Source organism: Nostoc sp. (assembly GCF_036917395.1).
In the GTDB taxonomy this organism is placed as follows: domain Bacteria; phylum Cyanobacteriota; class Cyanobacteriia; order Cyanobacteriales; family Nostocaceae; genus Nostoc.
This window is the reverse complement of the sequence record NZ_JBALDI010000057.1, coordinates 24,077-50,129: the sequence shown is the minus strand read 5'-3', so window position 1 is coordinate 50,129 and position 26,053 is coordinate 24,077. Positions and strand designations below refer to the sequence as shown.

At 41.8% G+C, this 26,053-nt stretch carries 22 protein-coding genes; 9 read left to right on the top strand and 13 right to left on the bottom strand.

Annotated features, from left to right (window positions below):
- Positions 1–75: 75 nt before the first annotated feature.
- Positions 76–546, top strand: a complete 471-nt coding sequence (locus tag V7K46_RS19845) for a hypothetical protein (protein WP_335116065.1) — start codon at positions 76–78, stop codon at positions 544–546.
- An 88-nt stretch (positions 547–634) separates the two neighbouring features.
- Here V7K46_RS19845 and V7K46_RS19840 read toward each other — a convergent pair whose 3' ends face one another.
- Both V7K46_RS19840 and V7K46_RS19835 read right to left on the bottom strand, forming a co-directional pair.
- Positions 635–1,084 carry a YlqD family protein gene (locus V7K46_RS19840; protein WP_069072569.1) on the bottom strand — a complete coding sequence of 150 codons (450 nt, stop codon included), beginning with the start codon at positions 1,082–1,084 and terminating at the stop codon, positions 635–637.
- Between the two features lie 42 nt (positions 1,085–1,126).
- On the bottom strand, positions 1,127–3,103 hold the full coding sequence (locus tag V7K46_RS19835; RefSeq protein WP_335116063.1) for an AMP-dependent synthetase/ligase: 1,977 nt from the start codon (positions 3,101–3,103) through the stop codon (positions 1,127–1,129).
- 258 nt (positions 3,104–3,361) lie between these two features.
- Between V7K46_RS19835 and V7K46_RS19830 the strand changes: the two genes are divergently transcribed.
- A complete protein-coding gene (locus V7K46_RS19830) occupies positions 3,362–3,607 on the top strand; it encodes a hypothetical protein (RefSeq protein WP_335116061.1) in 246 nt (81 codons plus the stop codon).
- A gap of 433 nt (positions 3,608–4,040) precedes the next feature.
- On the opposite strand, the gene V7K46_RS19825 is transcribed toward V7K46_RS19830, so the two are convergent.
- The 3 genes from V7K46_RS19825 to recQ all read right to left on the bottom strand — a co-directional run bounded on the left by V7K46_RS19825 (position 4,041) and on the right by recQ (position 8,220).
- Positions 4,041–5,231 (bottom strand): MFS transporter, encoded by a 1,191-nt coding sequence (locus V7K46_RS19825; protein WP_335116059.1) that lies wholly within the window; start codon positions 5,229–5,231, stop codon positions 4,041–4,043.
- Between the two features lie 12 nt (positions 5,232–5,243).
- Positions 5,244–5,816 carry a Uma2 family endonuclease gene (locus V7K46_RS19820; protein ID WP_335116057.1) on the bottom strand — a complete coding sequence of 191 codons (573 nt, stop codon included), beginning with the start codon at positions 5,814–5,816 and terminating at the stop codon, positions 5,244–5,246.
- 244 nt (positions 5,817–6,060) lie between these two features.
- Complete coding sequence (gene recQ, locus V7K46_RS19815; protein WP_335116055.1) at positions 6,061–8,220, bottom strand: DNA helicase RecQ; 2,160 nt, start codon at positions 8,218–8,220, stop codon at positions 6,061–6,063.
- Between the two features lie 28 nt (positions 8,221–8,248).
- Here recQ and V7K46_RS19810 point away from each other — a divergent pair, with 28 nt between their 5' ends.
- Both V7K46_RS19810 and V7K46_RS19805 read left to right on the top strand, forming a co-directional pair.
- On the top strand, positions 8,249–8,521 hold the full coding sequence (locus V7K46_RS19810; RefSeq protein ID WP_335116053.1) for a hypothetical protein: 273 nt from the start codon (positions 8,249–8,251) through the stop codon (positions 8,519–8,521).
- A gap of 188 nt (positions 8,522–8,709) precedes the next feature.
- Positions 8,710–8,829: a type II toxin-antitoxin system HigB family toxin gene (locus V7K46_RS19805; protein ID WP_335116231.1), complete on the top strand. Its 120-nt coding sequence runs from the start codon at positions 8,710–8,712 to the stop codon at positions 8,827–8,829.
- A 112-nt stretch (positions 8,830–8,941) separates the two neighbouring features.
- On the opposite strand, the gene V7K46_RS19800 is transcribed toward V7K46_RS19805, so the two are convergent.
- Both V7K46_RS19800 and V7K46_RS19795 read right to left on the bottom strand, forming a co-directional pair.
- Positions 8,942–10,498, bottom strand: a complete 1,557-nt coding sequence (locus V7K46_RS19800) for an eCIS core domain-containing protein (protein ID WP_335116051.1) — start codon at positions 10,496–10,498, stop codon at positions 8,942–8,944.
- A 602-nt stretch (positions 10,499–11,100) separates the two neighbouring features.
- Positions 11,101–11,283, bottom strand: a complete 183-nt coding sequence (locus V7K46_RS19795) for a hypothetical protein (protein ID WP_335116049.1) — start codon at positions 11,281–11,283, stop codon at positions 11,101–11,103.
- 106 nt (positions 11,284–11,389) lie between these two features.
- Here V7K46_RS19795 and V7K46_RS19790 point away from each other — a divergent pair, with 106 nt between their 5' ends.
- The 3 genes from V7K46_RS19790 (at position 11,390) to V7K46_RS19780 (ending at position 16,212) form a co-directional block, all read left to right on the top strand.
- On the top strand, positions 11,390–13,456 hold the full coding sequence (locus V7K46_RS19790) for an eCIS core domain-containing protein (protein ID WP_335116047.1): 2,067 nt from the start codon (positions 11,390–11,392) through the stop codon (positions 13,454–13,456).
- 234 nt (positions 13,457–13,690) lie between these two features.
- On the top strand, positions 13,691–14,080 hold the full coding sequence (locus V7K46_RS19785) for a hypothetical protein (RefSeq protein WP_335116046.1): 390 nt from the start codon (positions 13,691–13,693) through the stop codon (positions 14,078–14,080).
- A 149-nt stretch (positions 14,081–14,229) separates the two neighbouring features.
- Complete coding sequence (locus V7K46_RS19780; protein ID WP_335116044.1) at positions 14,230–16,212, top strand: ATP-binding protein; 1,983 nt, start codon at positions 14,230–14,232, stop codon at positions 16,210–16,212.
- A gap of 122 nt (positions 16,213–16,334) precedes the next feature.
- On the opposite strand, the gene V7K46_RS19775 is transcribed toward V7K46_RS19780, so the two are convergent.
- The 4 genes from V7K46_RS19775 to V7K46_RS19760 all read right to left on the bottom strand — a co-directional run bounded on the left by V7K46_RS19775 (position 16,335) and on the right by V7K46_RS19760 (position 20,576).
- A complete protein-coding gene (locus V7K46_RS19775) occupies positions 16,335–17,894 on the bottom strand; it encodes an AAA-like domain-containing protein (RefSeq protein ID WP_335116042.1) in 1,560 nt (519 codons plus the stop codon).
- 130 nt (positions 17,895–18,024) lie between these two features.
- The gene (locus tag V7K46_RS19770) at positions 18,025–19,407 is read right to left on the bottom strand and encodes an AAA-like domain-containing protein (RefSeq protein WP_442939857.1); all 1,383 of its coding nucleotides are present in this window, start codon (positions 19,405–19,407) and stop codon (positions 18,025–18,027) included.
- 317 nt (positions 19,408–19,724) lie between these two features.
- Positions 19,725–20,387, bottom strand: a complete 663-nt coding sequence (locus V7K46_RS19765) for a class I SAM-dependent methyltransferase (RefSeq protein ID WP_335116039.1) — start codon at positions 20,385–20,387, stop codon at positions 19,725–19,727.
- A gap of 27 nt (positions 20,388–20,414) precedes the next feature.
- Positions 20,415–20,576: a hypothetical protein gene (locus V7K46_RS19760; RefSeq protein WP_335116037.1), complete on the bottom strand. Its 162-nt coding sequence runs from the start codon at positions 20,574–20,576 to the stop codon at positions 20,415–20,417.
- A gap of 771 nt (positions 20,577–21,347) precedes the next feature.
- Between V7K46_RS19760 and V7K46_RS19755 the strand changes: the two genes are divergently transcribed.
- Positions 21,348–23,339: an alpha-amylase family glycosyl hydrolase gene (locus V7K46_RS19755; protein WP_335116035.1), complete on the top strand. Its 1,992-nt coding sequence runs from the start codon at positions 21,348–21,350 to the stop codon at positions 23,337–23,339.
- A gap of 317 nt (positions 23,340–23,656) precedes the next feature.
- Complete coding sequence (locus V7K46_RS19750; protein WP_335116229.1) at positions 23,657–24,595, top strand: phosphoribulokinase; 939 nt, start codon at positions 23,657–23,659, stop codon at positions 24,593–24,595.
- A 108-nt stretch (positions 24,596–24,703) separates the two neighbouring features.
- Here the strand turns inward: V7K46_RS19750 and V7K46_RS32115 are convergent, their stop codons facing one another.
- Entirely contained in the window at positions 24,704–24,922 is a 219-nt protein-coding gene (locus V7K46_RS32115) for a ParE family toxin-like protein (RefSeq protein WP_442939855.1), read from the bottom strand.
- Between the two features lie 303 nt (positions 24,923–25,225).
- Complete coding sequence (locus V7K46_RS19745; protein ID WP_335116033.1) at positions 25,226–25,771, bottom strand: GNAT family N-acetyltransferase; 546 nt, start codon at positions 25,769–25,771, stop codon at positions 25,226–25,228.
- Between the last annotated feature and the right edge of the window lie 282 nt (positions 25,772–26,053).

The window sequence follows — 26,053 nt, the reverse complement described above, 5'->3', positions numbered from 1 at the left end:
TAGAGGATATGGAATGCAGTTCAATCTAGAATTCAAAATTGGTAATAAACCTATTTGAAATTCCTGTTTACTTTTATGTCGGCAAAGCTGAAATTCTTTTTGATTGTGATACTAAGTATCTTTGCCACTGCTGGCGCTGGAGTATATATTACCCAGAGCCAGCAATATGCACCGATTGTTGAGACTAGTAAGGGAGTTGCCCAGCAGGTGGGAGCAATACATCAGTCTCAGGAGGTTGGGGCATATTTAGAGCGTTACGATTATAAAACTATACCTCTAGGAAATATTAACTCATCGCTCCAAGGTAGTGATCCTGCTACCCTTGCGCTGAATGCTTTTGACGACATAGCGTCAATGCGAGGAACGCGAAAGGTAGAGGTAGCTTATCCGCAACGAAATCAGGCTTTTGTAACGATTACGCAAATCAAGCGGGGTGATAATTCTGTTGGTATTAAATATCGAGTTGAGATGACAACCTTTGGGCGATCGCTTTTTATTAGCTCACCTCCAGTGTGGGAAATTGTTTGGGCTGGAGTAAGGAGTTAGTCAGGAGTGAGAAGAGACGCGATTAATCGCGTCTGTACAGGAGTTAAAAGTGAGGAGTTAAGAATTTAAACTCATAACTCATAACTTTCTAAATGTCGCCGCGAATTTCTTCTACAACGCCATCACGCAGAACAATTTCGACCTGCATTTTGCTAATCAGGTTATCTCCCGTCTCTACCCGGAAAAAGCCTTCCATTTGGAATTGGTTGACTTCCTGATCTTGCTGGAGAAACTGCACTTGCTGGAGATTTTGCAGCAACTGATTTTTCTGCTCTAGAAATTCACTTTTCTTTTGATTGACTTGGAGTTGGATATTGTCAATTTGTTGGAGAGTCTGGGGGCCAGGTGGTTGCAGACTCTGCTTTTGAATTGCAGCGATCGCTCTTTGTCCTTCAACATCTAGCTGTTGCAGTTGTTGGTCAAGTTGATTGATCTGCGTTTGCAGCTGCTGTTGTACTTCCTCTTTCCAGAGAGGAGTAACAATGACTTTGACGTTAACAACGCGTTTTAGGAGCAAATTAGATTTGGAGACATCCATAAATATTTCACGTTCACTCTTACTAGTTGGCAGGTGGAATTATCAGGCAAACATGCCGTCAATAATATCGCGATAGCGTTCCGTGACGACCTGTCGTCGAACTTTCAATGTTTGTGTCATCAAGCCATTTTCGATGGAAAACGGTTCCAGAATGAGTTTAAATGTCCCGATGCGGTCATCCGGTCGAAAGCCTGGACGATTTTGCACTTCCCGATTCAATTCTTGCCGGAATAAATCCTGGATCATTCTACTCTCCAAGTCAATTTTTTGACTAGGTGAAGAAGTAACCTGATCATTTTGCCTATCCAGTGTCAGATTCTGACTTGCTGCCCATTTTTCTAGGGCTTCGACATTGGGGACAATTAAGGCTCCCAAGCTGCGCTGATCTTGACCGATGAGCATAATTTGATCGATATATGGCGATCGCAAACACGCATCTTCAATCGGCTGCGGCTCGATGTTTTCCCCGTTAGTCAATACAATCGTATCCTTTGCTCTGCCAGTCAGCACCAAGTCGTCTTGTGGTGTCAACCAACCCAAATCGCCGCTATCAAACCAACCTTCGGCGTCAATTGCTTTCGCTGTCGCTTCGGGATTTTGGTAATAGCCTTGCATAATCTGTGGCCCCCTCAACAATAACAAGCCTCGCTTCTCTACTGGCAAAGGCGCTTTTGTCTCAGGATCTACAATTTTAGCTTCTGTAGCCGGAAGTGGTAGCCCTGATGCACCAATCAAATTTCGCCAAGGACGCCGCACATGGGTAACAGGAGAAGTTTCTGTCAAACCATAACCTTGCAAAATCTGCACACCAATAATTTCAAAGAAGTTATCTATGTGTTTGGGAAGCGCACCGCCCCCGCTAATCATCTGCTTGACTTGTCCTCCTGTGGCTTCTCGCACTTTGGCATAAACAAGTCGTTCTCCCAAGGCATGGAGAGGTAATAAAGCAGATGCTTGGATCTTAGCTGCTAATCGTTCAACAGCTGAGGTATGAAGATTATTTAAACTCAATCCCTGAACAATTCGCCGCGCTTTGATGTATTTCTCGCTAATGCCCAATAAAAAGTTAACTAGGCGTTGCTTATTCGCTGGTTGTTCGCGGAATTGCTTTTGAACTCCTTCATAAATCGATTCCCACAGGCGGGGTACACCCACCATGTAGTTGGGTTTAAATTCTCTCAAATCACCTTTGACAGAGCGCAAGTTAGTATAAACTTGCGTGCAACCTTGAGATAATAGGTAATATTCAACAGTCCGCTCGTAGCTGTGCCACGAAGGTAGGATACTGAGAACGATATCACCCGTATTTGGTTGCAATACTGTGCCAAAGGTTGTCACTTGGTGCATCAAATTGTTATAAGACAGCATTACACCCTTGGGTTTACCTGTGGTGCCAGAGGTGTAAATTAGGGTTGCCAGAGCGTCACGATTTTGCTTGACTGGCACAAAATTATGATTTACCCCAATTTCGATCAACTGTGCAAAGTTCAGCACCTTTAGGGTTTCATCTGTTGGTGGTGCTTCATCCGAAAGTAAGATGACTACCTGAATTGGTAAATCTTGAAGGCGGTCTTGTAGTTTTTTAAATGTCTTTAAATCCTCAACAACTATTGCTGTGCTGCCACTATTAGCAACAATAAACAGCAGTTCTTCTTTTTCCGCTTGAGAGCTACGCACTGCATCAACTCCACCAGCAGTCATGATCCCTTGATCGGCAATAAACCAGCGAGGACTGTTGTCAGAAATTAAGGAAATGCGATCGCCAACTTTTATTCCCAACGCCTGCAACCCAGCAGCAAATAGTTGTATTTGCTCTGCTAACTGGGTATAAGTAATTACTACTTCTGGTTTAGCGTGAGGGCTGCGGAGGGCGACAACATCACCAAATCGTTGAGCTGCCAAAGACCAAATTTCTGGCAGCGATTCCACATTTGTGTAATCTACCAACCGCTTTAATGCCTGGCGTTCTCGCTCACTGATGTTAGATAAAAAAGAAGACGCAGTTTGGGTTTTTGACATAACACCTTACCTAAATATCGTAAACTGATCGTTTTCCAGTTTATTTTGTTATTCTGCTACAATTACCTTGCTTATTATCCACATTCCCTTCTGTGTATGATAATTCCAGGAATTCCACGTTTCTATTTACAAAAATTTATGTTAAAGTTAGTTTACATAGATTGCAAGCAATAGATTGACTAAACATCAATCCTACACATATATTATGCTTGCATCTAAGAACAGCGATCACCTATTTTTGACAGGAGATGATTACCTATGAATTTGATAGAGGCTATACTGGTAACGCTAATCAACACTGCTGCTTGCATGGTGTTTCCTAAGCTTGTAGCTATCCTTCTAGCTGATAAAACTAAACCTACTGAAGCGTTGCTGAATGGTTTAGAATTACAAACAGCCAAAGTGGAACTTACAAGTTTTCCTTATTGTACAGCTTACGCACTAACAGGTAGTCAATTCTGTAAATTCAGTCCTGATTTTTGTCCCAAGTGTTCTCCAAATTGATGGGCTATTTGCCACTACAAATTACTCAGTACTTAAGTTCAACTTTGTAGATATTTATATTGGGGAATTGGAAAAATTTATGGCTATTCAGTACTTGGTATGCTAAATAAATCCGCTAAAAAGCGGAAAATATTGCTGTACATGAAAAACAGGGATTATTTTTTAACATTTTAGATTTTTCTAAAGATTTAAGCTTTCTAAGCTTTACTTTAAAGTTAAATTTTGATGTTTAACTAATAATTAAAATTACAATTGAACAAAACGAGAACGCTGTGCCATAACTGTCTGCTGTAACCTCGCAAGATTCAAACTTGGAAATCCCCAGTTTTTCTTAAAACAGACTGATTGTTTCTAAATATCGCCTTGATGAGGAGAAAATTTAGTTATTGGTGCAAGGCGATATTTGACTCAAAAACGAGAGTTTGATTATTTATTATTTATTTGTTCTTGCTGTAGTTATTTTAGGTCTGACGATAATAAAAAATGCCAGCAAACTAAAAGCTAACATTTGCCAAGTCACCAAATTCCAGCCACCAAGATGCCAGCATAATAGACCAATGCTAGTACCTACAGCACCGCCGATAAAATAGGTAGTCATATAAACTGTGTTGATGCGACTATTCGATTGAGCATCAAGAGTGTATATCCTTGCGACATTTGTGACCTGCGTTGCCTGTACACCTACATCTAGTAACAATACAGCAACAGCGATCGCCAGCGCTGAACTAGAAGCAATTTTAGCAATTACTAAACTTCCAATCACCAGCGATACAGCAATAGTCAAGGAACGTTGGGAGCTACCTTGATCAGCTAGTTTACCAAAAACTGGTGCCATCAATGCACCTGCGATCGCCACAAAGCCATACATCCCAATTGTGTCAGATTGAAAATTAAAAGGCGTTCCACTTAAATAGAAAGTCAGCGTTGTCCAAAATGAGCAAAAGACACCAAACAATAACCCACCAATTAAAGACGTTTCTCTCAAGAGTGAAAAACGTTTTAATTGTTGAAGCGTTGATTTTAATAAATCTAAATAATCACCACTATATTCATTTTTGACATTAGGCAAGTATATCTGTAGTAAAATAGTAACAATTAAAATCATTCCTGCTGAAAATCCATATACATAACGCCAACTCAACCATTCAGCAATATATCCACTAAAAACCCTTGCTCCTAAAATTCCAATCAATATACCAGTAAAAATGTTGCCTACAGTTTTGCCTGTAGTTACTCTATCTATACTTGCTGCTAAGGGAAGAATAACCTGAGCTGAGACTGTTGCAATCCCAATTGCTACGCTCAATATCCAAACCTCGACGATGTTTTGTGAAAACGTCATGAGGATCAACAAACAGAACAAACATATCAGTAAGCAAAGAATTAATTTTTTCTTGTTGATTTTATCGCCCAAGGGGATTAAAAAGAAAAGCCCAAAACCGTAACCAACTTGCGAAAGCACAGATATGCTACCCGCTTCGCCTTCACTGACTCCAAAAGATGATGCAATATCTTTGAGAATTGGCTGATTATAATAAACGTTAGCAACACAGACACCAGCTGCGATCGCCATAATCACTACCTGGACTTTAGTTAATCCGTTACTTGAGATTTGTTCTTGCATTCAATCTAAAATTTATACAGGAAAAAACTGGTTTACAGTACAGCTAAAACCAGCCAAGAGAGGAGAAATTATAATATCGCTACTAAATAGTGTTTCTACCAATTTAAGTTGATTTTGTTCGCGGCGATAAACCTCTAGTTTACGCGATCGCCAATCAGCAATCCAATATTCTTTTACTCCTCTGGAAGAATAAAGTTTAAGTTTAGCTTCCTTATCTCGTCTTAAGTCTTCCTGGCTAACAGACAAAACTTCGACTACCAAATCTGGTGCACCAGTTAAATGTCCCGCTTCATCCAATGTTAACGCCAAGGTTTCTTTAGTAGCCCAAACTACATCAGGAATCACATTATCTGATTCTGAAAACAAAACGCCGGGGTTGATTACAGCTTCCCCTAAACCAGTGGACTCCGACCAAACATCAAGTTGTCGGAAAATTCTGCCACAAGTTTGCTGATGTTTAAAGTGAGGTGCCCTGGTCATAAATAATTCTCCATCAACTATCTCGTAGCGCGTCCCTTCATTTTCTGCGAAGAGTTCCACATCGTGAATCGTCCAGCGTTCTCCTGTATTAAGCATCTGACTCATCGGCTAACTCCTTTAATCTGGCTTTTGTATTTTAATCATAAGAAGATGTTTATAAAGCCCTAGCGATTATAAATCGCACGCCAGATACAACATATGAGGCACTGGCTTGGCTATACAGACAAAACCCACCTGCGTGGGTTTTAAGCTTTGATTTTATCTTAGTCCACGGAGGTAGACAATGCTAGTGTAGTAGCGACTTATAGTCGCCCAATACTTTTAAAACATCCTCTAAAATTTTAAATTATCACTTGCGATTTTCGCGCCGCCATTTTCCCCGTACTAAACGAATTTCATCAAAACTGTAACTTTCGCCTAGTTGTTCTCGAATTGGCGTTAAAGATATATCACCAAGCACTTCTAAAACTTGCCAAATTTTTTGTTGATGTTCAAGAGATACTAACTGATTTAAATCTACAGGCTGATTTTTTTCAATTAAATCTGTCAAATGACGAATGATTGTAGTAGGACGAATGTTGCGTTTTTGGGCAATTTCATTAACACTCAAACCTTGTTTATGCAATTGGAATGTAAATATTTCTGTATCGGAAGGTAAGCTAACAGAGGGTGTAAAATTAACCTGTGGTGGATCTATCAAACCTTTTTCTTGGCGGTAGGCGCGAATCTCTGTAAGGAACTTATCGCCATATTGGGAAAGTTTGTGACTACCTACGCCAGAAAGTTTACCAAATTCGATTAGTGTTTTAGGTTGTACCTGTGCCATCAATTTTAAGGTAGAATCCTGAAAGACAACGTAAGGTGGAACAGACTGTTCATCAGCAAGTTGTTTACGGAGCGATCGCAACCTCTGCATTAATATCTCTGCTTCAGCAGCTTTTTCACTGCCTTCTTCCCAAGTAATCTTCTGTGCTATGGGAACAGCAAGAGAAACTGTGTGCTGTCGCCGCATCACTTCCCAACTGAGGGCGTTAAGCTTCAAAACTGAGTAACCATCGCTAGTCTGTTCTAGCAACCCTTGATGTAAAAGCGATCGCCCCAGCATCCGCCATTCATCTACACTCTTATCTTTGCCAATACCATAGGTAGAAAGTTTATCGTGTTCGTTTTGGGTGATTTTCTGGTTTTTTGCCCCCCGCAACACATCAATAATGTGCAGCATCCCAAATCTTTCTTTACAACGCGCCACACAAGATAAAAACTTCATGGCTTCAATTGTCCAGTCTTGCATTGGTTTGGGATGACGGCAATTATCGCAGTTACCGCAATTCCCACTAAAACGTTCCCCAAAATAACCTAGCTGAATTGTCCGCCGGCAGACAGTACCTTCCGCATAGTCAATTACCTGACGTAGTTGTTGTTTAGCAATCAACTGTTCTTGATGGTCAGTTTTTTGATTAATACTCCATTCAATGGTTTTAATATCACTGAAACTGAAAAAAAGTGTACAACGTGAAGGTTCACTATCCCTTCCCGCCCTACCTGATTCTTGATAATAACTTTCTAAGTTACGCGGTAAATCAAAGTGAATTACTAACCGCACATCTGGTTTGTTAATTCCCATACCAAAGGCAATTGTCGCCACCATGACGCGCACATCATCTCGAATAAATCGAGTTTGATTGCTGCTGCGTTCTTCATCAGTTAATCCGGCATGATAAGACAAAGCAGAAATATGATCATTTTGCAGTTTAAAGGTGAGTTCATCAACTTTTTTGCGCGTCAAGCAATAAATAATTGCTGAACCTTCATTTTCCCGAACGAGTTCTAACAATTCAGCGTAAGCAGACTTGCTTTTAGAACGAACTTCGTAGTAGAGATTTTGGCGGTTAAAGCTAGCAAGGTGGATACTGGGTTGCTTTAGCCCTAGTTGTTGGATAATATCAGCACGGACGCGATCAGTTGCTGTAGCGGTGAGGGCGAGGGTAGGGACATCAGGATAGCGTTTCCGCAGAGATTTCATCTGCCGGTATTCTGGGCGGAAGTCGTGTCCCCATTCAGAGACGCAGTGGGCTTCGTCAATAGCAAAAGCTGCAATCCCAATTTTTTCCTTGACTAAATCGAGAAACGGCAGAAATCTTTCACTCAACAGACGTTCTGGGGCGACGTAAAGTAATCTAACTTTACCGCTGAGGATGGCTTCTTCCCGCGATCGCACCTTATAGGGATTCAAGCTACTATTCAGAAATGTGGCAGCAATGTTATTATTTCGCAGTCCTTCCACTTGGTCTTGCATCAAAGCGATTAATGGGGACACTACCACAGTTAAACCTTTTTTGATCAATGCAGGTAACTGAAAGCACAGAGATTTTCCCCCCCCTGTAGGCATGACAATCAATAAATCCCGATTTTGCAGCGCATCTTCGATAATTTGCCGTTGTCCGGGGCGGAATCTGTCGTAACCGAAGTGATATTTTAGCGCTTGTTCGAGATTGGGGTACTGAAGCATAGCGATCGCTTTTTCGGGGGCTGTCTGCGTGAGTAGTTATGAAGATATCAGGATTTTAACTCACATCATCGGCAGTGTTGGTCAGACCTGCGTTTCTTTAGGGCGATGTCTACGACGGGCTATTCGGCGTCGTCCGCTCATCAACTTACAATACATGAGCCATGTCTACGACGGGATACGCCTACGCTTGACTTTCAAGAAAGACAGTCGCTACAAAATTGGCGATCGCACTATTCCCCTGGTGTTCGTCTCAGTCAATGCTATGATTAGCACAAATTTCTCACTTCAGGAATGCACGTAATCAGCAAAGTGAAATTGCGGGAATTCTGGGTTCAACACGTTGATTCTGAAGATGCTCTTAATGACTGGTACAAGTTTGCATCTATTGCGAACTAGTCTAATTTAATAGATGTTTAGAAAAGATATCCAAAGGCAGAAGCGGTTGGTGACATTGAGAGTGTTTAACATCAAAGGTATAACTATCGTTTAATAGTAGACATTAAATATTGCAGCCAGACAATTTTTATTAAATACGTTCTTACCCATCCTGAATACGATAAGCAAAGGTGGAAAGATGACCCCTACTTCTACTCAACAAACCTACACTGACTTACTGATTCAGTATCAGCCTAAGCCAATTAAAACAGAACAGGAGTATAATAGAGCCTTAACATGCACTGCGGGCGCATAGCGCCGACTTTTCTTCAGACGGTCGCATGATTCACCCATTCACCTCCACTTTTGTTGTGTGATTTACAGCACGATCTTGTAGACCCTGTTTTGTCAGTTTGTAAACATATTTCTTTGAAGGCCAAATTTTCCGTTTGAGCGTTCTTCTCAGTATGTAATTACTCTCTGGTATGTCGTTCCAGGTTATACCGCCATCACTGGAATACTGATAAACCTGTGTCATAACAAATTCCATGCTTTCACCCAGCTTCAGACGAGGGTTCTCGATATTAAAGTAGGGTTGCGAGGCCTGGTGCGTATCCATATTTTGCCCTACATTTCCCCGATTTGTACCCATACCATGATGCTGTCCTGGCGTCTGGTAGTCGGGATCTATGGCCCACGGACACCCTTGTGTCCATGTAACTTCTTCCCGTGTTAGGAAATCATCGAGATCATTTATAACACCCGTACTACTTTCCCAGCCAACATTATGTGTGATGAAGCCATCATCTGTTCTAATATTTTGAGTATGCCAGTTAACTATGCTGGCCCCATTTCTCCTCTGTACTACATTAGCTGCGGGCATCGTATTATGGGCAAGCAGTTTGGTCTGAAGAGTTGAACCTAGTTGTCTTTCAGTTTTGTTTTCCTTATGTTCCTCGGACACTTTACCTTTCGCTGTTTGGGGCTGCACCTGCTCCACCGCCCTACCATTCTGCTGCATCACATGGGTTAACTCATGGGCAATCAACTCCTGCCCTCCTCGACTCCCCGGCTTATACTCCCCCTGCCGAAAGAACACATCCTGCCCCGTCGTAAATGCTTTCGCCTGTATCGACCGATTCAACTGGTCTGCCTGACTATCTGTGTGAATCTTCACCCTACTAAAATCAGCCCCACCAAATCCTTGCTCCATCTTTTCACGGTAATTCTTTTCCATTGGCTGTCCCCCACCGCGTGCCTGATTGATGGATGCTTCCAAATTTTGTGTTGCTGCCGCCATACCACCGTTTGATACACGACGCTGCACCATCGGCTTCACTTGCAATTCATCTTCTTCATCAGGCAATGACTCGCGCTGGATACCGCCCAATGGTTTCATTTGCAATTCTTCTTCGTCTTCAGGCAAAGATTCGCGTTGAAGTTTCTTGCTCTGTGGCTGATAAATCCTTTCCACAACCTTATCCGCTATTTTGTCAGCTTCCTGCTCATACTTATCTCCAGGCTCCCCAATTGTCAGCTTTGCCTGAATTGGTGTTGGTGTATCTGGTCTTGTTAGTGGAATATTGGCAATGTTATAACTAAATCGAGTTGCGTGTTCCAATCGAGAATTTAATAATCCATCCATCTTGGCTTGCAGCACAGTCAGCCGTTCCTGGCCCTCTGGGGTAATCTTGCCATATTTGGCTTGTAATTCCAGTCCAAAAGCCTCCATCTTTTGTTCTGTAAAGGCAACATCTTCTTTTCTACTTTGTGTCACAGGTGCAGCTGATGCTTTTTGAATTTGGCTACCAAACGGTCTATACGCCAATTTAGGGTTTTGTTCTGCTGTTTGGGAATTGGTATTAATAGATGAGAGAGTCTTTGACAATCTTTTATTGTGCATTGTTTTTACAAATTCTTTATTTGCAGTCAACCTGACATTAAATTTTCGGTCTACTGACTTTGGGCAATAGCAATATCTTTATCAAAAGAAATACATATGTAGTACCCTATAGAATTATTTTCCTGGTATAAAACGTATTCATCTATCTTCAGGTAGAGATTACTGTTCAAACAATATAATTTTTAATTAATTCCGCAAAAAGTAAAATATAAAATTTGTCTCAGCATCCACCTAAGCGAGAATTTGCAGTTATTACTTTGCCCTGATGCCCTATTTGGGTACATTTTCCCTGTGATTTTAAAGCATCAATCTTTTGTAAAAGCGATATTCCCCAGACTATAGAAATCACCAACTTAATCGTCATGCCTAAGAGCAAAAATGTTACTATCCTGGCAGTGCGATCGCCTGTAGGTTGGGTTGAAGCATGAAACCTAACAACTCAAGATTCAAACATTACTGAAACATTACGGTTTACTTTAACATACACCGCCTCATACCGTAGTAAAAGTTGGGTGTCGCTGTCGCTCAACCCAACCTACGAATTGGTATGATCAAGAGTGCGTTAGCGCAGCTGAACGTTCGCGTAGCGTCTCGTAGAGAAGTTACCGCTTTTTTGATTGGTTTTTGGGAAAACAAAGCGATCGCCCATGCATGAAGGTTGATGAGTGTATGTAGGCGTAGCCCGTCGTAGACATCGCTAATCTTGTAGCGACGGTCTTAAAAGTCAAGCCTCGCCCATGCATGAAGGTTGATGAGCGTGCCGCAGCTAGGCCTGTCGTAGACATCGAAAAGTTGGAGCGCTAACAAATATTCGACTAATGTCTAATGGATAAAGGCAATGATGAATGAGACAATGTTTAGATGACCGACACTTAAGTTCTGAGGTAGGCAATGAAAAAACAGTCGCACATCCACAAAAAAGCTGACTCGTCTGCCTCAAACCCAGTAAGGAGTCAGTTGCAGTCGCGCCCCTTTATTGCCCAAGCCAAACCACAATCTGAAAAGCCTCTTTTTCAGACCCAAACTGAGAATCAAGAATTTCAACAGCAGAAGTTTGAAGCGACGAAACTAGAGATCCAGGCGAAGTATGGCACTATCACCCCAGAGGGACAGGAACGGCTCACTGTATTGCAGGGGAAAATGAGTGGCTCATTGCACACGAGACTGGAACACGCATCAAGTTTTGGTCACAACTTTGCTAATATCGCCATAAGTCGTCCTGATGCACCATCACAGCTTGCGATTCAAACGAAACTTACGATTGGAGAGCCAGGAGATAAGTACGAACAGGAGGCAGACCGAGTAGCAGCACAAGTCGTCAACCAGATTAATGCACCTGTTTCTGGGCAGGCAGGTCAAAGTCATCCCGTCCAGCGAGAGGAGGTCTCAGAAAAAGAGAGAGAACTTCAAATGAAGCCAATGTTACAGCTTCGGTCGACTAAGGTTGGGATGACTGCCGCACCGGAAGTGGAAGCGTCAATTAAACAGGCACGGGGCGGTGGGCAATCTCTAGCTAAGAGCATCCGAGAACCAATGGAGCAGGCAATTGGGGCTGACTTTAGTAGGGTGAAGGTTCACACAGATTCTCGGGCTAACCAATTGAATCAATCGATACAGGCAAAGGCGTTTACAACGGGACAGGATGTGTTCTTTCGGCAAGGGGAATATAATCCCGGAAGTCTGGGAGGAAAGAAATTATTGGCACATGAGTTGACCCATGTAGTGCAGCAAAATGGCAGTACAGTACAGCGCAAAGAACAGTCAACAGACTTTTTAGTGAGTAAGCAACCAGCAGCAAAGATGCCAACATCCACCCGCTCTGAGACGGAAAATTTGCAACCCTTTGGCGCTAAGGAAACAGCAGATTTGGATGTCATACAATGTGTACAATTCAGCAAGGCTTTGCCAGGAAATCTAAAATTTTCTAAAAAACGGGGACTCAAAATAGGGAGTCAAAGAGAAACTGAACAAATTGCAGAAGAACAAGAGGTAGAAACTGAACAAGAACAGGCACTGAGAAGAGTGTCAGATGCTTCCAGCAGAGCAGTCGGTTCGGAAAACGCCGAGGAAGTCGTCAATGAAGACCTCCAAGGAATAAAGGATGTAGAAACTCAATACCTCACAAACCTTTCCAAATTACAGGATAAAATTTTTGACGCTATAAGGAATAACGATAAAGAAGCTATTAAAAATAGCAAACTAATCCTAGATCGGGTATCGGAGCTACACAAGGAAAAGCTGCTGGGCAAGAATATAAACATAGACCTACCCGCAGCGAAGGCATCGCACCAAAAGGTCAACTCAGAGGTCGAGAAACTGAAAAGAGACGTGGAACAAAGAAATGATACTAAGCGGGATTCTCAGCCTGGATCGTCAAACACAAAGGCAAAGCCAATAAACGAAAGACGTGAAGTGACGCTTGCTATGGGACAGGGAGTGGTGGCTGCTCTAGGAGAAGTGGTATTAAGTAGCAATTCATTTAGTAGTTGTTCGCCAATAGTTATGTTTAATGCCGGCAGCCAAAAAGGCGCGCTAATACATTTTCCAGCGAGAGACATTAAGACTATGTCAGCCTATTTAAAAAGTATGTATGAAAAAGTCCAGCCAACCGAAATCTATATCAATGAAAGAACGGCGTTGAACAAGACGGGCTTTACCTTGCAAGTGGATACAGAGAAAGACCCGAAGGAGTTGACAAGCTTTTTCCAAGATGAATGTAAATTTAGCGGCAGGATAAAACGAATTGATAAGGAAAGCTCAGAATATTCGGTGACGCTGGGCGAGGACGGAAATGTGATGATAGTAGGGGAGCAAATCTTAACCAGTGAGACAATCGATGCCCGAAATGAGGGCGGTGAAGAGGAGATAAACCAAATCAAAGCTAATTTGTCCCGAATACCAGGAGGAGGTGCGGAGTTGTTTGGGGAAGACATGTGGACACGTGACTTTGGCAGGTGAAACTGAAGGACAAAGCGAATACGGTAAAGAAATGTTGTATCTATCGAATTCTTAAGATTAGTTGTCAAAACTGTTAAGCCGGGGTAAGCTTCCATGCTCTGCAATAGGTAACTGACTTCAATACTGGCATGGCGGTCATGACTATCTTTGACTTCACTGCGCTTGCCAAATATGGCGTGACTCTTTATCAAATAATAAAATTACCCCGTTCTGCGGCATCAAAGACTTGCCAAAGTGCAATCGCCCGTTGGTAGCGACTGTTTTAAAAGTAAAATTATTGCTTTGTTTGTGGAGATTTATCAAAGCGATGCCGTTCACGGAGCGTCTCGTAGAGAAGGCGGGCTACGCCTACGTACCTGTGTACTTGATCGCGGTGCGACAAAGTTTGAAGTACTCCTACACGACTTCGGAGTACCTCAACACGATATTCAAGTACTTCAACACGATTTTGGAGTACCTCAACACGATATTCAAGTACTTCAACACGATTTTGGAGTACTTCAACACGATATTCAAGTACTTCAACACGATTTTGGAGTACCTCAACACGGTTTTCAAATACTTCAACACGTTCGCATAGCGTCTTTGTTAGGAGAAGGATTAATCAATTCAAAATTATCTTAATTCTTCCTACGTGAATTTGGAATTTGGAATTTAAAAAAGGTCAATAATCTTAATGCAGGAACTTACTTAGTACAGATACAAGTAGATGGGGCAGAAAGCCCCCTGCAAACCAATCAAGCTTGGCAGTATAATTTACTACAATTAACTATATGAGTAAACAGTGGTACGAGGCAAACCAACAGTATTTATCTGCATTTATAGCCTTGATAAGGCATACTTTGGAGCAGTATACCGTGAACTTGCTTAACTCTTCCGATAAATTAAGTAACAATGATAAATATGAGCAAGATTTACAAAAGGCTGCTGACGCTTTACCCGCTCCATCGGCATTAGAAAGAATTTGTCAGATTTTTGGTCTCTCAGCCTTTGAACGCGATGTACTTCTATTGTGTGCAGCAATGGAGTTGAGCAATAACTTTTCTAGTGTATGCAGTGTAGCTCAACCAGAGGAGCAAAAACCTTACCCAACGTTAGGTCTAGCCCTAGCAGCTTTACCAAATTCCCACTGGGATGCGATCGCCCCATATGCGCCTTTGCGTCGTTGGCGTTTGATAAAAATAGGAGAGGCTCATGCACTGACTCTCTGCCCACTACAAATTGACGAAAGAATTCTACACTATTTATTTGGAATACAATATCTTGACGAAGGGTTGTCTGGCATGATTGAGCCATTGCAATCTCACAATGATTTAGTGCCATCACATCAAACTGTAGCAGAGAAAGTAGTAGCAGTTTTGTTGCACACTCCAACCACGGGGGAATTGCCAGCTATCCAATTTCATGGCATGGAATCTGCAAATAAACGTGATATTGCAGTCACCGTGTCTGAGATGTTGGGTTTACAGCTAAACGCAATGTCTGCACACTTAATTCCGGTGATACCAAATGAATTAGATAATTTTATTCGCTTGTGGAATCGGGAGATACTTTTAAGTGCGAGTGCAATGCTTATCAACTGCGATGAATTAGATACAACTGACATGGCTCGTCTGAAAGCGATCGCACATTTAATTGAGCATTTGAACGGTGTCTTAATGATTACCAGTCAAGACAGAATGAGCATAAAACAACGTCCAACTGTTAGCTTTGATATTCACAAACCAACTTTAGAAGAGCAAGGTGCAGTGTGGCGAGAGGCACTCAGTGATTTGGTTCCCCAATTAAACGGTTCGGTCAACATTTTGGCGAATCAGTTCAACTTGAATGCCGTCAGTATTCAAGCCGCTTGTGCACAAGTCGCAGGACACTTAAGCCAAAAACAGGAAAACAGTGATATCAATAATATTTTATGGGATGTCTGCCGAATACAAGCACGTCCGCGTTTAGATGAACTCGCCCAGAGAATTGAACCGGCGGCTGATTGGGAAGACTTAGTGCTACCGCCGTTGCACAAACAGGTATTGGATGAAGTAGTAGCCCATGTACGCCAACGAAACACTGTATATGGATCGTGGGGATTTGGTGGCAAGGGTGCACGGGGATTAGGTATTACCGCCCTTTTTGCAGGTGCTAGCGGTACAGGTAAAACTTTAGCGGCGGAAGTTCTGGCATCGGTGTTGCGTCTTGACCTTTATCGTATTGACTTGTCTTCAGTCATTAGCAAGTATATTGGCGAGACAGAGAAGAATCTCCGACAAGTCTTTGATGCCGCACAGGAAAGCGGGGTGATTTTATTATTTGACGAAGCTGATGCCTTATTTGGCAAACGCAGTGAAGTTAAAGACAGCCGCGATCGCTATGCCAATATTGAGGTCAGTTACCTATTGCAGAGCATGGAAGCTTACCCTGGCTTGGCAATTTTAACAACTAATCTTAAGAGTTCGATAGATACAGCATTTCTACGGCGTATTCGCTTTGTCGTTCAGTTTCCCTTCCCAGACACTATTCAACGAGCAGAAATTTGGCGGCAAGTTTTCCCAACGAGTACTCCCACACAAGAGTTAGACTCGATGAAGTTGGCAAAGCTGAATGTTGCAGGAGGTAACATCCGCAATATTGCTCTCAACGCGGCTTTTCTCGCTGCTGATGCTGGGGAATCCGTGCAGATGAAACACTTGTTACGTGCAGCCCAAAGTGAGTATTCTAAATTGGAAAAACCTTTGACTGATACAGAAGTTGGCGACTGGACTTGATCTAAAGTTTAGACTTAAGCCGATAACAGTACCATATTGGCAATATTATGACCAAATCCCTTTGCGTGTTCCAGTCTGTAACTTTTAATTAATTCTGCAAAAAGTAAAATCTCAAATTCGCCTCAGCATCCACCTAAGCGAGAATTTGCAGTTAATGTTTTGCCCTGATGCCCTATTTGGGTACATTTTATTTGTGATTCTAAAGCATCAATCTTTCGTAAAAGCGACATTCCCCACACTAGAGAAATCACCAACTTAATTGTCATGCCCAAAAGCAAAAGTGTTACTATTATGGCAAATTTCTTTTGTTGAGCCAGCCTTTTTTGGTGTTCTGCAAGTCGTGCTTCAACTTCTTTAGCACGTTCAGCCTCTAATGCTTGCTGCATTTCTCGCCGATCTAATTCTTCACTAGCAGCTAAAAATAGATAATCTGAGTTGTTCAAGCTTTTGCCATTTGCCCAAGTTTGGGCATCAATTAAGGCTTGCCCGCGCAATAGGCGAGATTCATCCTTTTCCTTTGAAGCTACCCATGCATTGAAGGTTTCGTAGTAGGGGCGCAAGTAAGCTAATTTTTTTCCAACCCATTCTAAATTGAAAACTTCTTGATAAATTCGGTTTTTAATTTGGAGAAAACCTTGCTTTTTGATCACCAAACCAGATAGTAATAGTTCTACCTGTTCTCGACTGTCGTCGGCTGGTACTTCCACTCCTTGGAGAATTTGTTGATAAATTCCTAGCAATCGGGCAGCAATTTGTTCGTTTTTGAGGATGCGATCGCGAATTGTCCGCAAATGCTCCGGTTCATCAAGTGATTCCCATTTCTCAATGATGTGCGATCGCACCACATTTTCTATCCAAAATTCTTCTGTGCCAGGGGGAAATTTTAGCTTTCTACCCAGATCATCTTGAGATAAACTGACAAGTAGCCGACACAGCTTTTGAGTAAGAAATGGTTGCCCTTCTGTCCAAGCTAATACTTCTTTCAAAACTTTTTGGGGATGATTGTCTTTAATATCCAGTCCCAATGATAGTGGTTGAGCTTCTTCAAATGTGAAACCATTCACTTGCACGGCTTTACCAAAATTAAACGGTGTGGGATGATTTCGATATAGAATTAATTCTGAAGGTGTCGCAACACCGAAAATTGCAAATGTAATCCGATGATACTCTGGATCAATTGCTCGTTGGTTGTAGCAAAATCGAATTAAACTAAAAAAATCATCAACAGAGAAATCAAGGTTGAGAATACTATCAATTTCATCAATAAAAATAAATAATCTTTCGTTAGGAAATTGAGCTAACATTTCCGAAATAAACCGACTGAGTTTCTGAACTGAAGAAATATCATCTTGTTGTTCACACCAACTTTTTAGATTGATTTTTCCTAACAGTTTAAAACCTAACCATAAGTCCCCGATAATTCCCTTATACCACTGCTCTGGAGTTATATTTTCGCAACCAATATTAGTCATATCAACGGTTGCACATCTAAAGCCTTCTTTTTGCAAGCGATGCTTTGTTTTGACCATCAGTGAGGATTTGCCCATTTGCCTACAGCTAAGGATGTAGCAAAATTCACCCTGTTTCAAGGCTTCGTAGAGTTCTACATCTGCCCTGCGCTCAACATAGCTAGGAGCGTCACTGGTTAAAGTGCCGCCAACTTGGTATCGATAATTGTTCATTTGATTTAAAATTTAAAATGCGTTCACTTTATTAATAAATGAATTAGTATCGGGAGAATTGATAAAATTCATCTTAAGAATGAGAATTAGTTATTTTGATTATTTGTCTTCCAATAGTTTACCAGAACCATTAGTACCCTGAGTGTCCAAGTTGTTGGCTAAAATAAAGGCGATATAACTCACACATCGTGTGAGCTTGATTGCCGTTTAGTTGAACCAAACCCATGCTTTCTAGCTTATAAGCAGCGATCGCGTCTAGCTCTACTTTTTCATTTGTTGCAATTACCTGTTGCATAGCTAACATTAATTCTGGTTCTTTTTGGAGTAGGTTCAACAATTCTCGTAAATGCTGACTATAAATTCCCACTGGTGTAGATGCGGTTTCTAGTAACACCTCTAATGTCATTTCCTCCTGACATAGATGATAAAGCGCAAGGCTCACTAAATATGGATGTCCTCCTACCATTAATTGTAGGGGTACAAGGCGTTTTGCCCCTTCGGAGTCTGCTGCCCAATGTAGTCCGTAACATAATGCTAAATTCTGTATCTGATTGAGAGTAAACGGTGGCAGCGTAATTGTTATCCCTACATTGAAAGGTGATTGGTTGAGGTTGAGTGGAATATAAATTTCTGTTGTGTGAACCACCACCATCCGCAGTTTTTGCCAGATTTGCTCCTGCTTTGCTTGTTCATGCCAAAATCGCAGCATTGGCAGAAAGTCTTGGGCAATATTGGGATGTTCAAAAACTCGATGGACTTCATTCAAAGCCAAAACTACAGGACTATGATCAATGTATTGCAGCAGATACGCTTCAAAATAGATTTTGCAGCTTACCTTGCTGCCCATTTCCGTATCCCAAAAATCATCTAGACTTGGAAAAAGATTTAACTGCCTGCTGACATTGACACAAAACCAACGCAAAAATTTATCAAGGGAAGCAAAAACGTCTTGGTCAGCTTCTTGAAAGTCCAAATAGACAATTTGATAACCTTGCTCTCTAGCATAAGCAATCATCCGGTTCAGCAGTGAACTTTTTCCCATTTTTCTAGGTGCTTTAATCCGGATTAAGCAACCAGGGTGTAAAATCTCGTTATAAACAAGTTCTTCCAGGGGAGGGCGATTGATGTAAAAAGGAGAACCCAGTGGTACAGGGCCGCTAGGAAATTCTATCTTGCTTGCTGAAAAAAAGTTTGGAGATATTTCTAAGCTAGATTCTTCGCCGAACTGATGTTGGCTCTGATTCTCCCGATCACCTATCTTGTCTTGCAAGTATTTATTCAAGGCTAAATGCAGATTTTTTTTCGTTACTCTTTTTCCAAGTGCAACGGAAAGGTCTTGCCACAACTCAGAGCCAACTTCCTTGATGTAATTGTTGCGGTAGCCTGATGCCTCTGCCATTTCACTGTAACTTTTGCCCAACCACGATTGAGAGAGCACAAACCACTGAATGGAAGCAAGAGGCTTGTCCTGCAAAATTCTTTCTACTGCTTGCTGAATATCTTCCACGGATATTAAAAGTTAAACAATTAGTAGATGCATTTATCCACTTTGGTCTAGTAATAATATATTACCGAATAAATACTTAAAAAAAGAAAAAAAATGTGTATGGGTGAAAAATTGTACCCTTTATTAATCTTCAAAAAAAGAAAATTATTATTGTGACGCTTCAGAGTAGCAAAAGTGGATTTTAGTGGGAATCAGCTGCTACAAATGGTCTTCTTCCCAAGGGTCACAGATGAAAGTAACTTATGGAACCACTATTTTTTGTAAAAGCGACACTACGCCGCTTCTGCGTTCGTAACAAATGGATAAATGGGGATTCAAAGATATTACTTCTTCAGTGCCAGAGTCAAGCCATCTGCGATCGCTACTACACTAAGACTAACTCGCAGGTCTTGATGCAGCTTTTGATTAAAGGCACGAATCTTTTTAGTTCTATTATCTTGCACTTGGGGGTCGGCAACTCTGCCTGACCAGAGGACATTATCGATCGCAATCAGTCCTCCCCGTCGCACTAATTGCAGCGATCGCTCATAATAGCCATCATAGTTGCTCTTATCTGCATCGATGAAGGCAAAATCAAAAGTTTCCGCTTCTTTGGTTGCGAGTAGCCGATCCAAAGTCTCCAAAGCTGGGGCAATGTGCAGTTGAATTTTATCCGCGACTCCTGCTTGCTGCCAATAGCGCCGTGCGATCGTTGTAAATTCCTCACTCACATCACAGGCTACCACCTGACCGTCGCTCGGTAACGCCAATGCCACCACTAAGGCACTATAACCTGTAAATACCCCAATTTCCAAAGTTTTCTTAGCTCCCAACAATTGCACCAGTAACGCCAGAAACTGCCCCTGTTCGGGAGCAATCTGCATCTTGCCGATTGGATACTGGGCTGTTTCCTGTCTCAGTTGGGTTAAAATCTCTGGTTCTCGAAGAGAGATTGATAGTAAATAGTCATAGAGATTTTGTTCGAGTCCTAATGTTTGAGTTGTCATAACGTGCCTTCCTGCAATCCATAAGGTTCACACAGCGCTTGCAGTTTCAACCTCAACAGCGAGTGGGGAATCTGCACATTGAGGCAGCGCATTGCGTATTTCTCCAAGAGTTGTAGCAACTGCTGTTTGATTGTTGCGCTTACCAATATTGATTTCTTGCTTGATTCCGGGATTGAACCCAATAATCACGCTTGTGATCTAGTTAGCGATCGCCAACTCAACACTACACTTAGTACAGCATTTAATTAATTCGTAGCGAATTAAATTTGTCAATACCTAGCAATGCCAATGTGTCAGCTTACATTGTTAATGCGTTGGCTTACATTGTTAATGTGTCAGCTTACATTGTTAATGTGTCAGCTTACATTGTTAATGTGTCAGCTTACATTGTTAATGCGTCGGCTTACATTGTTAATGTGTCGGTTCACATTGTTAATGCGTCGGCTTGCATTAAAAACGCTACGCTTTTACGCAAAGCTGTACTTAGTACTTAATATATAGTTTTTTTCTTTACCTTTAATTAGAAATATGCAGAAAACCCGAAATGCAATCTTCAAAACCCCAAAACTTTTGAGGATTGAATATCTTTGAAATCGGGGATGAAAGCTAATAGCAGGAAATATCAAAACCTTGATAAACCGCGTCCACGTTGAAAACTGTAGTTATGTATGAACAGAAAAACCCTCATCCCCCAGCCCCTTCTCCCAATATTGGGAGAAAGGGAGCCGGAAAAAAGTCCTTCTCCCTACTTGGGAGAGGGATTTAGGGTGAGGGCAAAAACTACGGTTCTCAACATAGATAAGGTTTATATACAGTTAACTTCCTAAATTTCCCAGTAAAATACTCAATCCACTACTTAATATTGACAGTTCAAAGAAATTCAACCTATCGTCTGGAATAACACTTGACTTTTGTGTAAGAACTTCATAACTGAACTTTGATCACCCAGAGGTTTTTGTAATGCCTATCGATTTATTGAGCCGCAAAAAAACTCATTTTGTCTTGTGGCGTCCTGGTGCTTCAGAACTAGCTCCCACTCTCTACATTGGCAACACTGCTCCCGAAAGCCCAGACAGATTAGCTCAATTTAAAGAAGTTCCGCTTCGTCAATCAACAGAATTTCCAGAATTGTGGGAAGTTTCGGCTCAAGAATCTGGTCTGACTGAAGGACAGGTTTACTTTTACTGGTTTAAAGTCCGCAACTCTGACCCTTACGACTCTGCCAATGCTAATCAAATTCTCTACTGCACAGATCCAACAGCGACAACTGTGGATCGACGCTTACGTGCACCAACGCCGTCAGAATCGGGAGGTGTTGCTAGCTTCGATCCGGCAAGCGTCGTACTTTATCAAAATGCCACACTGATTCCCTGTGATCCTGAAGGGCAAACTGTAAATTGGGAAGGCGATGCTCCTTTAGAGACGCTGCCAACCAATAATCAACTGGTGATTTACGAATTACCAACCCGCTGGACAAAGATTAACTCAAATGGATTGATTGAAGAAGGAAACGGCACATTTCGTGACGTACTGGCACTGTTGATCCCAGAAGCGATCGCTCCTACTTTTCCCATACTCAGCGCCTTGAATAACCGCGCTCATCTTGTGGAACTGGGAATCAACGCCTTAGAACTTCTGCCACCAGAAGACAGTGATGATAATCTCAATTGGGGCTATGGTACAGCAAATTATTTTGCAGCAGATTTTGACTTAGGACGCCCAGATAGCGAGTCAGCACCTACTGCTTCGACTGATTTAGCTAATCTGATCAAAGTTTGTCATCAGCAAGGGTTGCGCTTTTTTGTGGATGTGGTGATGGCATTCTCGCGGAATAACCCTTACCATAACGTTAATTTTTTGGAATTTTACATCAAATGGGCCAGTGGTGATCCAGAACAAGGGTCAAGAGATGGCTTTGGTGGGGATTTATTTAAGTACGACTATTGGGTAGAGGGCTATAACCCGATTATTGGGCAAAAGTCCTGGCTTGTCCCAGCCCGTGAATACTTAAAAGCCCATATTGCCCACTGGTTGGAATACTATCGGGTTGATGGTTTACGGTTGGATAGCGTCAACAATATTGCCAACTATGACTTTTTACAGGAATTCAAAGATTTTGCCCGCACCCTTTGGGACAAAAGAGGCGGAATCGGCGATAGGTTCCTCGTAGTTGGCGAAGAGTTGAGTGTACCCCTATCTCTTATCCACCAAAATCGTCTGGATGGACTTTGGAATGAAAAGTTCAAGCAAATCATCCGACAGGTGATTTTAGGTAAGAATGCCTGGGATGAACCCAGCTTTGAGTGGAGTATCCGCAAACTAATTGATTGCCGAAACTTAGGCTTTACAGATGGTTCTCAGGCGGTAAACTATATAACTTCCCATGATGTTGGCGGTTATGGTAACGAGCGTTTCTTCAGCTACCTTATTAGTAATGGAATTGATCATACTGAACCGCGGATTAAGTTGGCATTTGTCTGCCTGCTTACCGCTGTAGGAATTCCGATGATCCTTGCTGGAGATGAATTTGCCGATCAGCAGGATTTACCTCCAACAGATGATCATAAGCAGATTGACCCTGTTAACTACAGCCGTGTGAAAGACGATTGGCGGCAACGCATTTTCCAATACGTTGCCAGATTGGTTCGCTTGCGTAAGACTTGCGATGCTTTAGCTGTAAATGATACTCAATTTCTGCATGTTGACTTTAATGATGGTAAACGAGTTATAGTCTGGCAGCGTGGTAATAAAGCCGATCAATTAGTAGTTGTAGTGGCGAATTTCTCTGACTATGGCACTCCTGTTAGTTCTGAGTACACAGTCCCGAATTGGCCTGCAACTCCAGTTGGCAAGCAGTGGAAGGAAATTACTCAAGAACGAATAATTCAATCAGAATGGGTAGGCAGAGAAAGTATCTTCCCTTGGGAAGCTAAAGTGTACGCTCTAGTTTAATCTCAATGCTGCTCAGTGAAATAGATCATGTTAGGTCAGGTTTGGTACTTCAACCTGACCTCTTTCTATCACCACGATGAGATCCCACAAAATTCGGATGCTTATTCTGAAACTCAGTGTCCATTATTATAAGTACAGATGACTCAATCAGGCATGTAGATTGTAATTATTATGCAATAAACCAGCGCACAGACATTCTATATGTAGAGATATTGCATACCAAGCCTTTGCTTGAGTTACTTGCCTAAACCCTTCTAGAATAAAAGCTATTGTAGGGAAATTTTATTACTAAACTTGTTTTTATTCTGGGAGGTATGATGAGCCGTCCAATAATTCTTGGTATTGTAGGCGACAGCGCTGCTGGAAAAACAACACTAACGCGAGGAATCGCTCAGGTACTCGGCCCAGAAAATGTTACGCTTATTTGCACAGATGATTATCACCGTTACGATCGCAAAGAACGTGCAGATATTGGGATCACCGCTCTCCACCCGGACTGCAACCACTTAGATATTATGCAGCAACACCTGTCGTTGCTACGCACAGGACAACCAATTCTTAAACCAGTTTACAGCCATAAAACCGGCACATTCGAGCCACCGCAATATATTAAGCCCAATAAATTTGTGATTATTGAGGGATTACTCGGTTATTCTACCCGTGCTGCCCGTGACTCTTACGATGTTAAAGTTTACCTTGCACCTCCTGAAGAACTACGCACTAAGTGGAAAGTCAAGCGGGATACGCAAAAGCGCGGCTACACTGCCCAACAGGTAATAGGGGAATTAGAAAAGCGCGAACCAGACTCAGCACAATTCATCCGTCCGCAGCGGCAATGGTCTGATATAGTTATTAGTTTTTACCCACCCATTGAGGAAGCTGATGAAACCAATGGACATTTAAATGTGCGTTTGGTACTACGTCCGACAATTCCCCACCCAGATTTTACCCCAATTATCAACTCTAGCTACGGTGATTCTGACTCAGCGATCCGCCTGGGGCTAGACAGGGATATGAGTAAGCCTGTGGATGTCTTAGAAGTTGATGGTCATGCAACCTTAGAACAGGTGAATAAGCTAGAGCATATTATTTGTTCTGATATGCCCCATTTACGAAGTATTTGCGATCGCGAAAGTAATCCAGAACTGGGTAAAATTGCTGGTACAACTGGGGAGACATTGCAAAGTTACCCCCTTGCTCTTACTCAGTTGATTATTACCTACCACATGCTCAAAGCAACGCAAATGTACCAATAACTGGGATAGGGAGTGGGGAGTAGGAAATAGGGAGTAGTGTAGTTCCATCAATTGAAAGACGACTTAGGAAAAGAACCGCTCATAATCATCATGGCTGCCAATCCAAAACTATGTAACCGTATCACCTTCTAGCACCCCAAGCGCTCGATAACCTCTTGTCACTCTTACAGACCAAATACCCTCTTGGCTATTGATGCACTTGAAATGCAAAGATGGGTGAAATGGATTGTGTACCCACAATCGGTAAGTTTTCCTAGTACTCTGTCTGATATCATCGCTTAACTGCCTATATTCAGACCCAAATGAGGGCAGCACTGCGGATTTCATAGTTGATCATAATCCAACGCCTTAGCTTGTCCTTGGGCGATTTCTTGTTTAGCACGCTGTGCAGCAGTTACAAGTTTTTGTTGCGTTCTCTGGAAAAATTCGTTCCACTAAGTTTCATCTTGTAAGTCATTAATGTATCCTCAAAGATGCTCTGCAACTTTATCCTGTACCTCAACAGATAAAGACTCCATCATCTTCACTACACTAGCGATCGCTGCGGATGACATGGTGTGCTGCTGCTATATAAAATTTTTTTATTAAAGCTAGCACCAATTGCAGCTTAGTTTAACTTTGGTATAACAATTATGCGCTCATACTATCGTCTTTAAGCAAACCATAGGCAAGTGTATTGAATATACCGTTTTGAGTTTTCGTATGTTGCCTTAAGCACCCTTCTAGCTTAAATCTGTTTTTCTCTAAAACCTTCACTGAAGCGATATTGAAATCAATAACATGAGCAGTTAGGCGAATCACTTCGAGATTATCAAACGCGTACTGAACAAAAACATGGAGCGCATCAGTAGCTAATCCTTGCCCACGATATGCTTTAGCTAGCCAGTAGCCAATCTCTGCTCTATGTGCTTTCCCAACTTTTAAGTCATCTACACCAACTGAACCAATTAAATAACCTTCAGGGTTGCGAAGTACAAAGGATATTTCTCTTGCATTTTCTCTCAAAAACTCAAGCCTATGCTGTATCCACCAATCTGCGGCAGCTTCTGTATAGGGATAGGGGATGACAGGAATTGTATAGGAAATACTTCTGTCGTTGAAATGTTCCAAGTAAGCAGTTTTATCTGTGGGGTAAATGCTAGTTAAATGAAACCCGTCACGGATATTTAGTTCCATATCGGAGATTTATCACAGATTATTGAATTACATTAGGTAAACTAACACTGATCTAATCTCAATTACCACACGCATAACGGCACCGCAAAGCTTCACAGATAACTTTCAAATTGCCTCGTCCTCACCGATTGATAAAGTCGCCTAACTCTAAACGTAACATCTTGCTATTGATGACCGTTATTCTTGTGAAGGCAAGATGTGCCGAAAGGAGAGAATTGCAAAATATTAAAGATTTTATCAAATAAAGATGATTTATAGAGCAAACAAGGGATAACTAAGGAT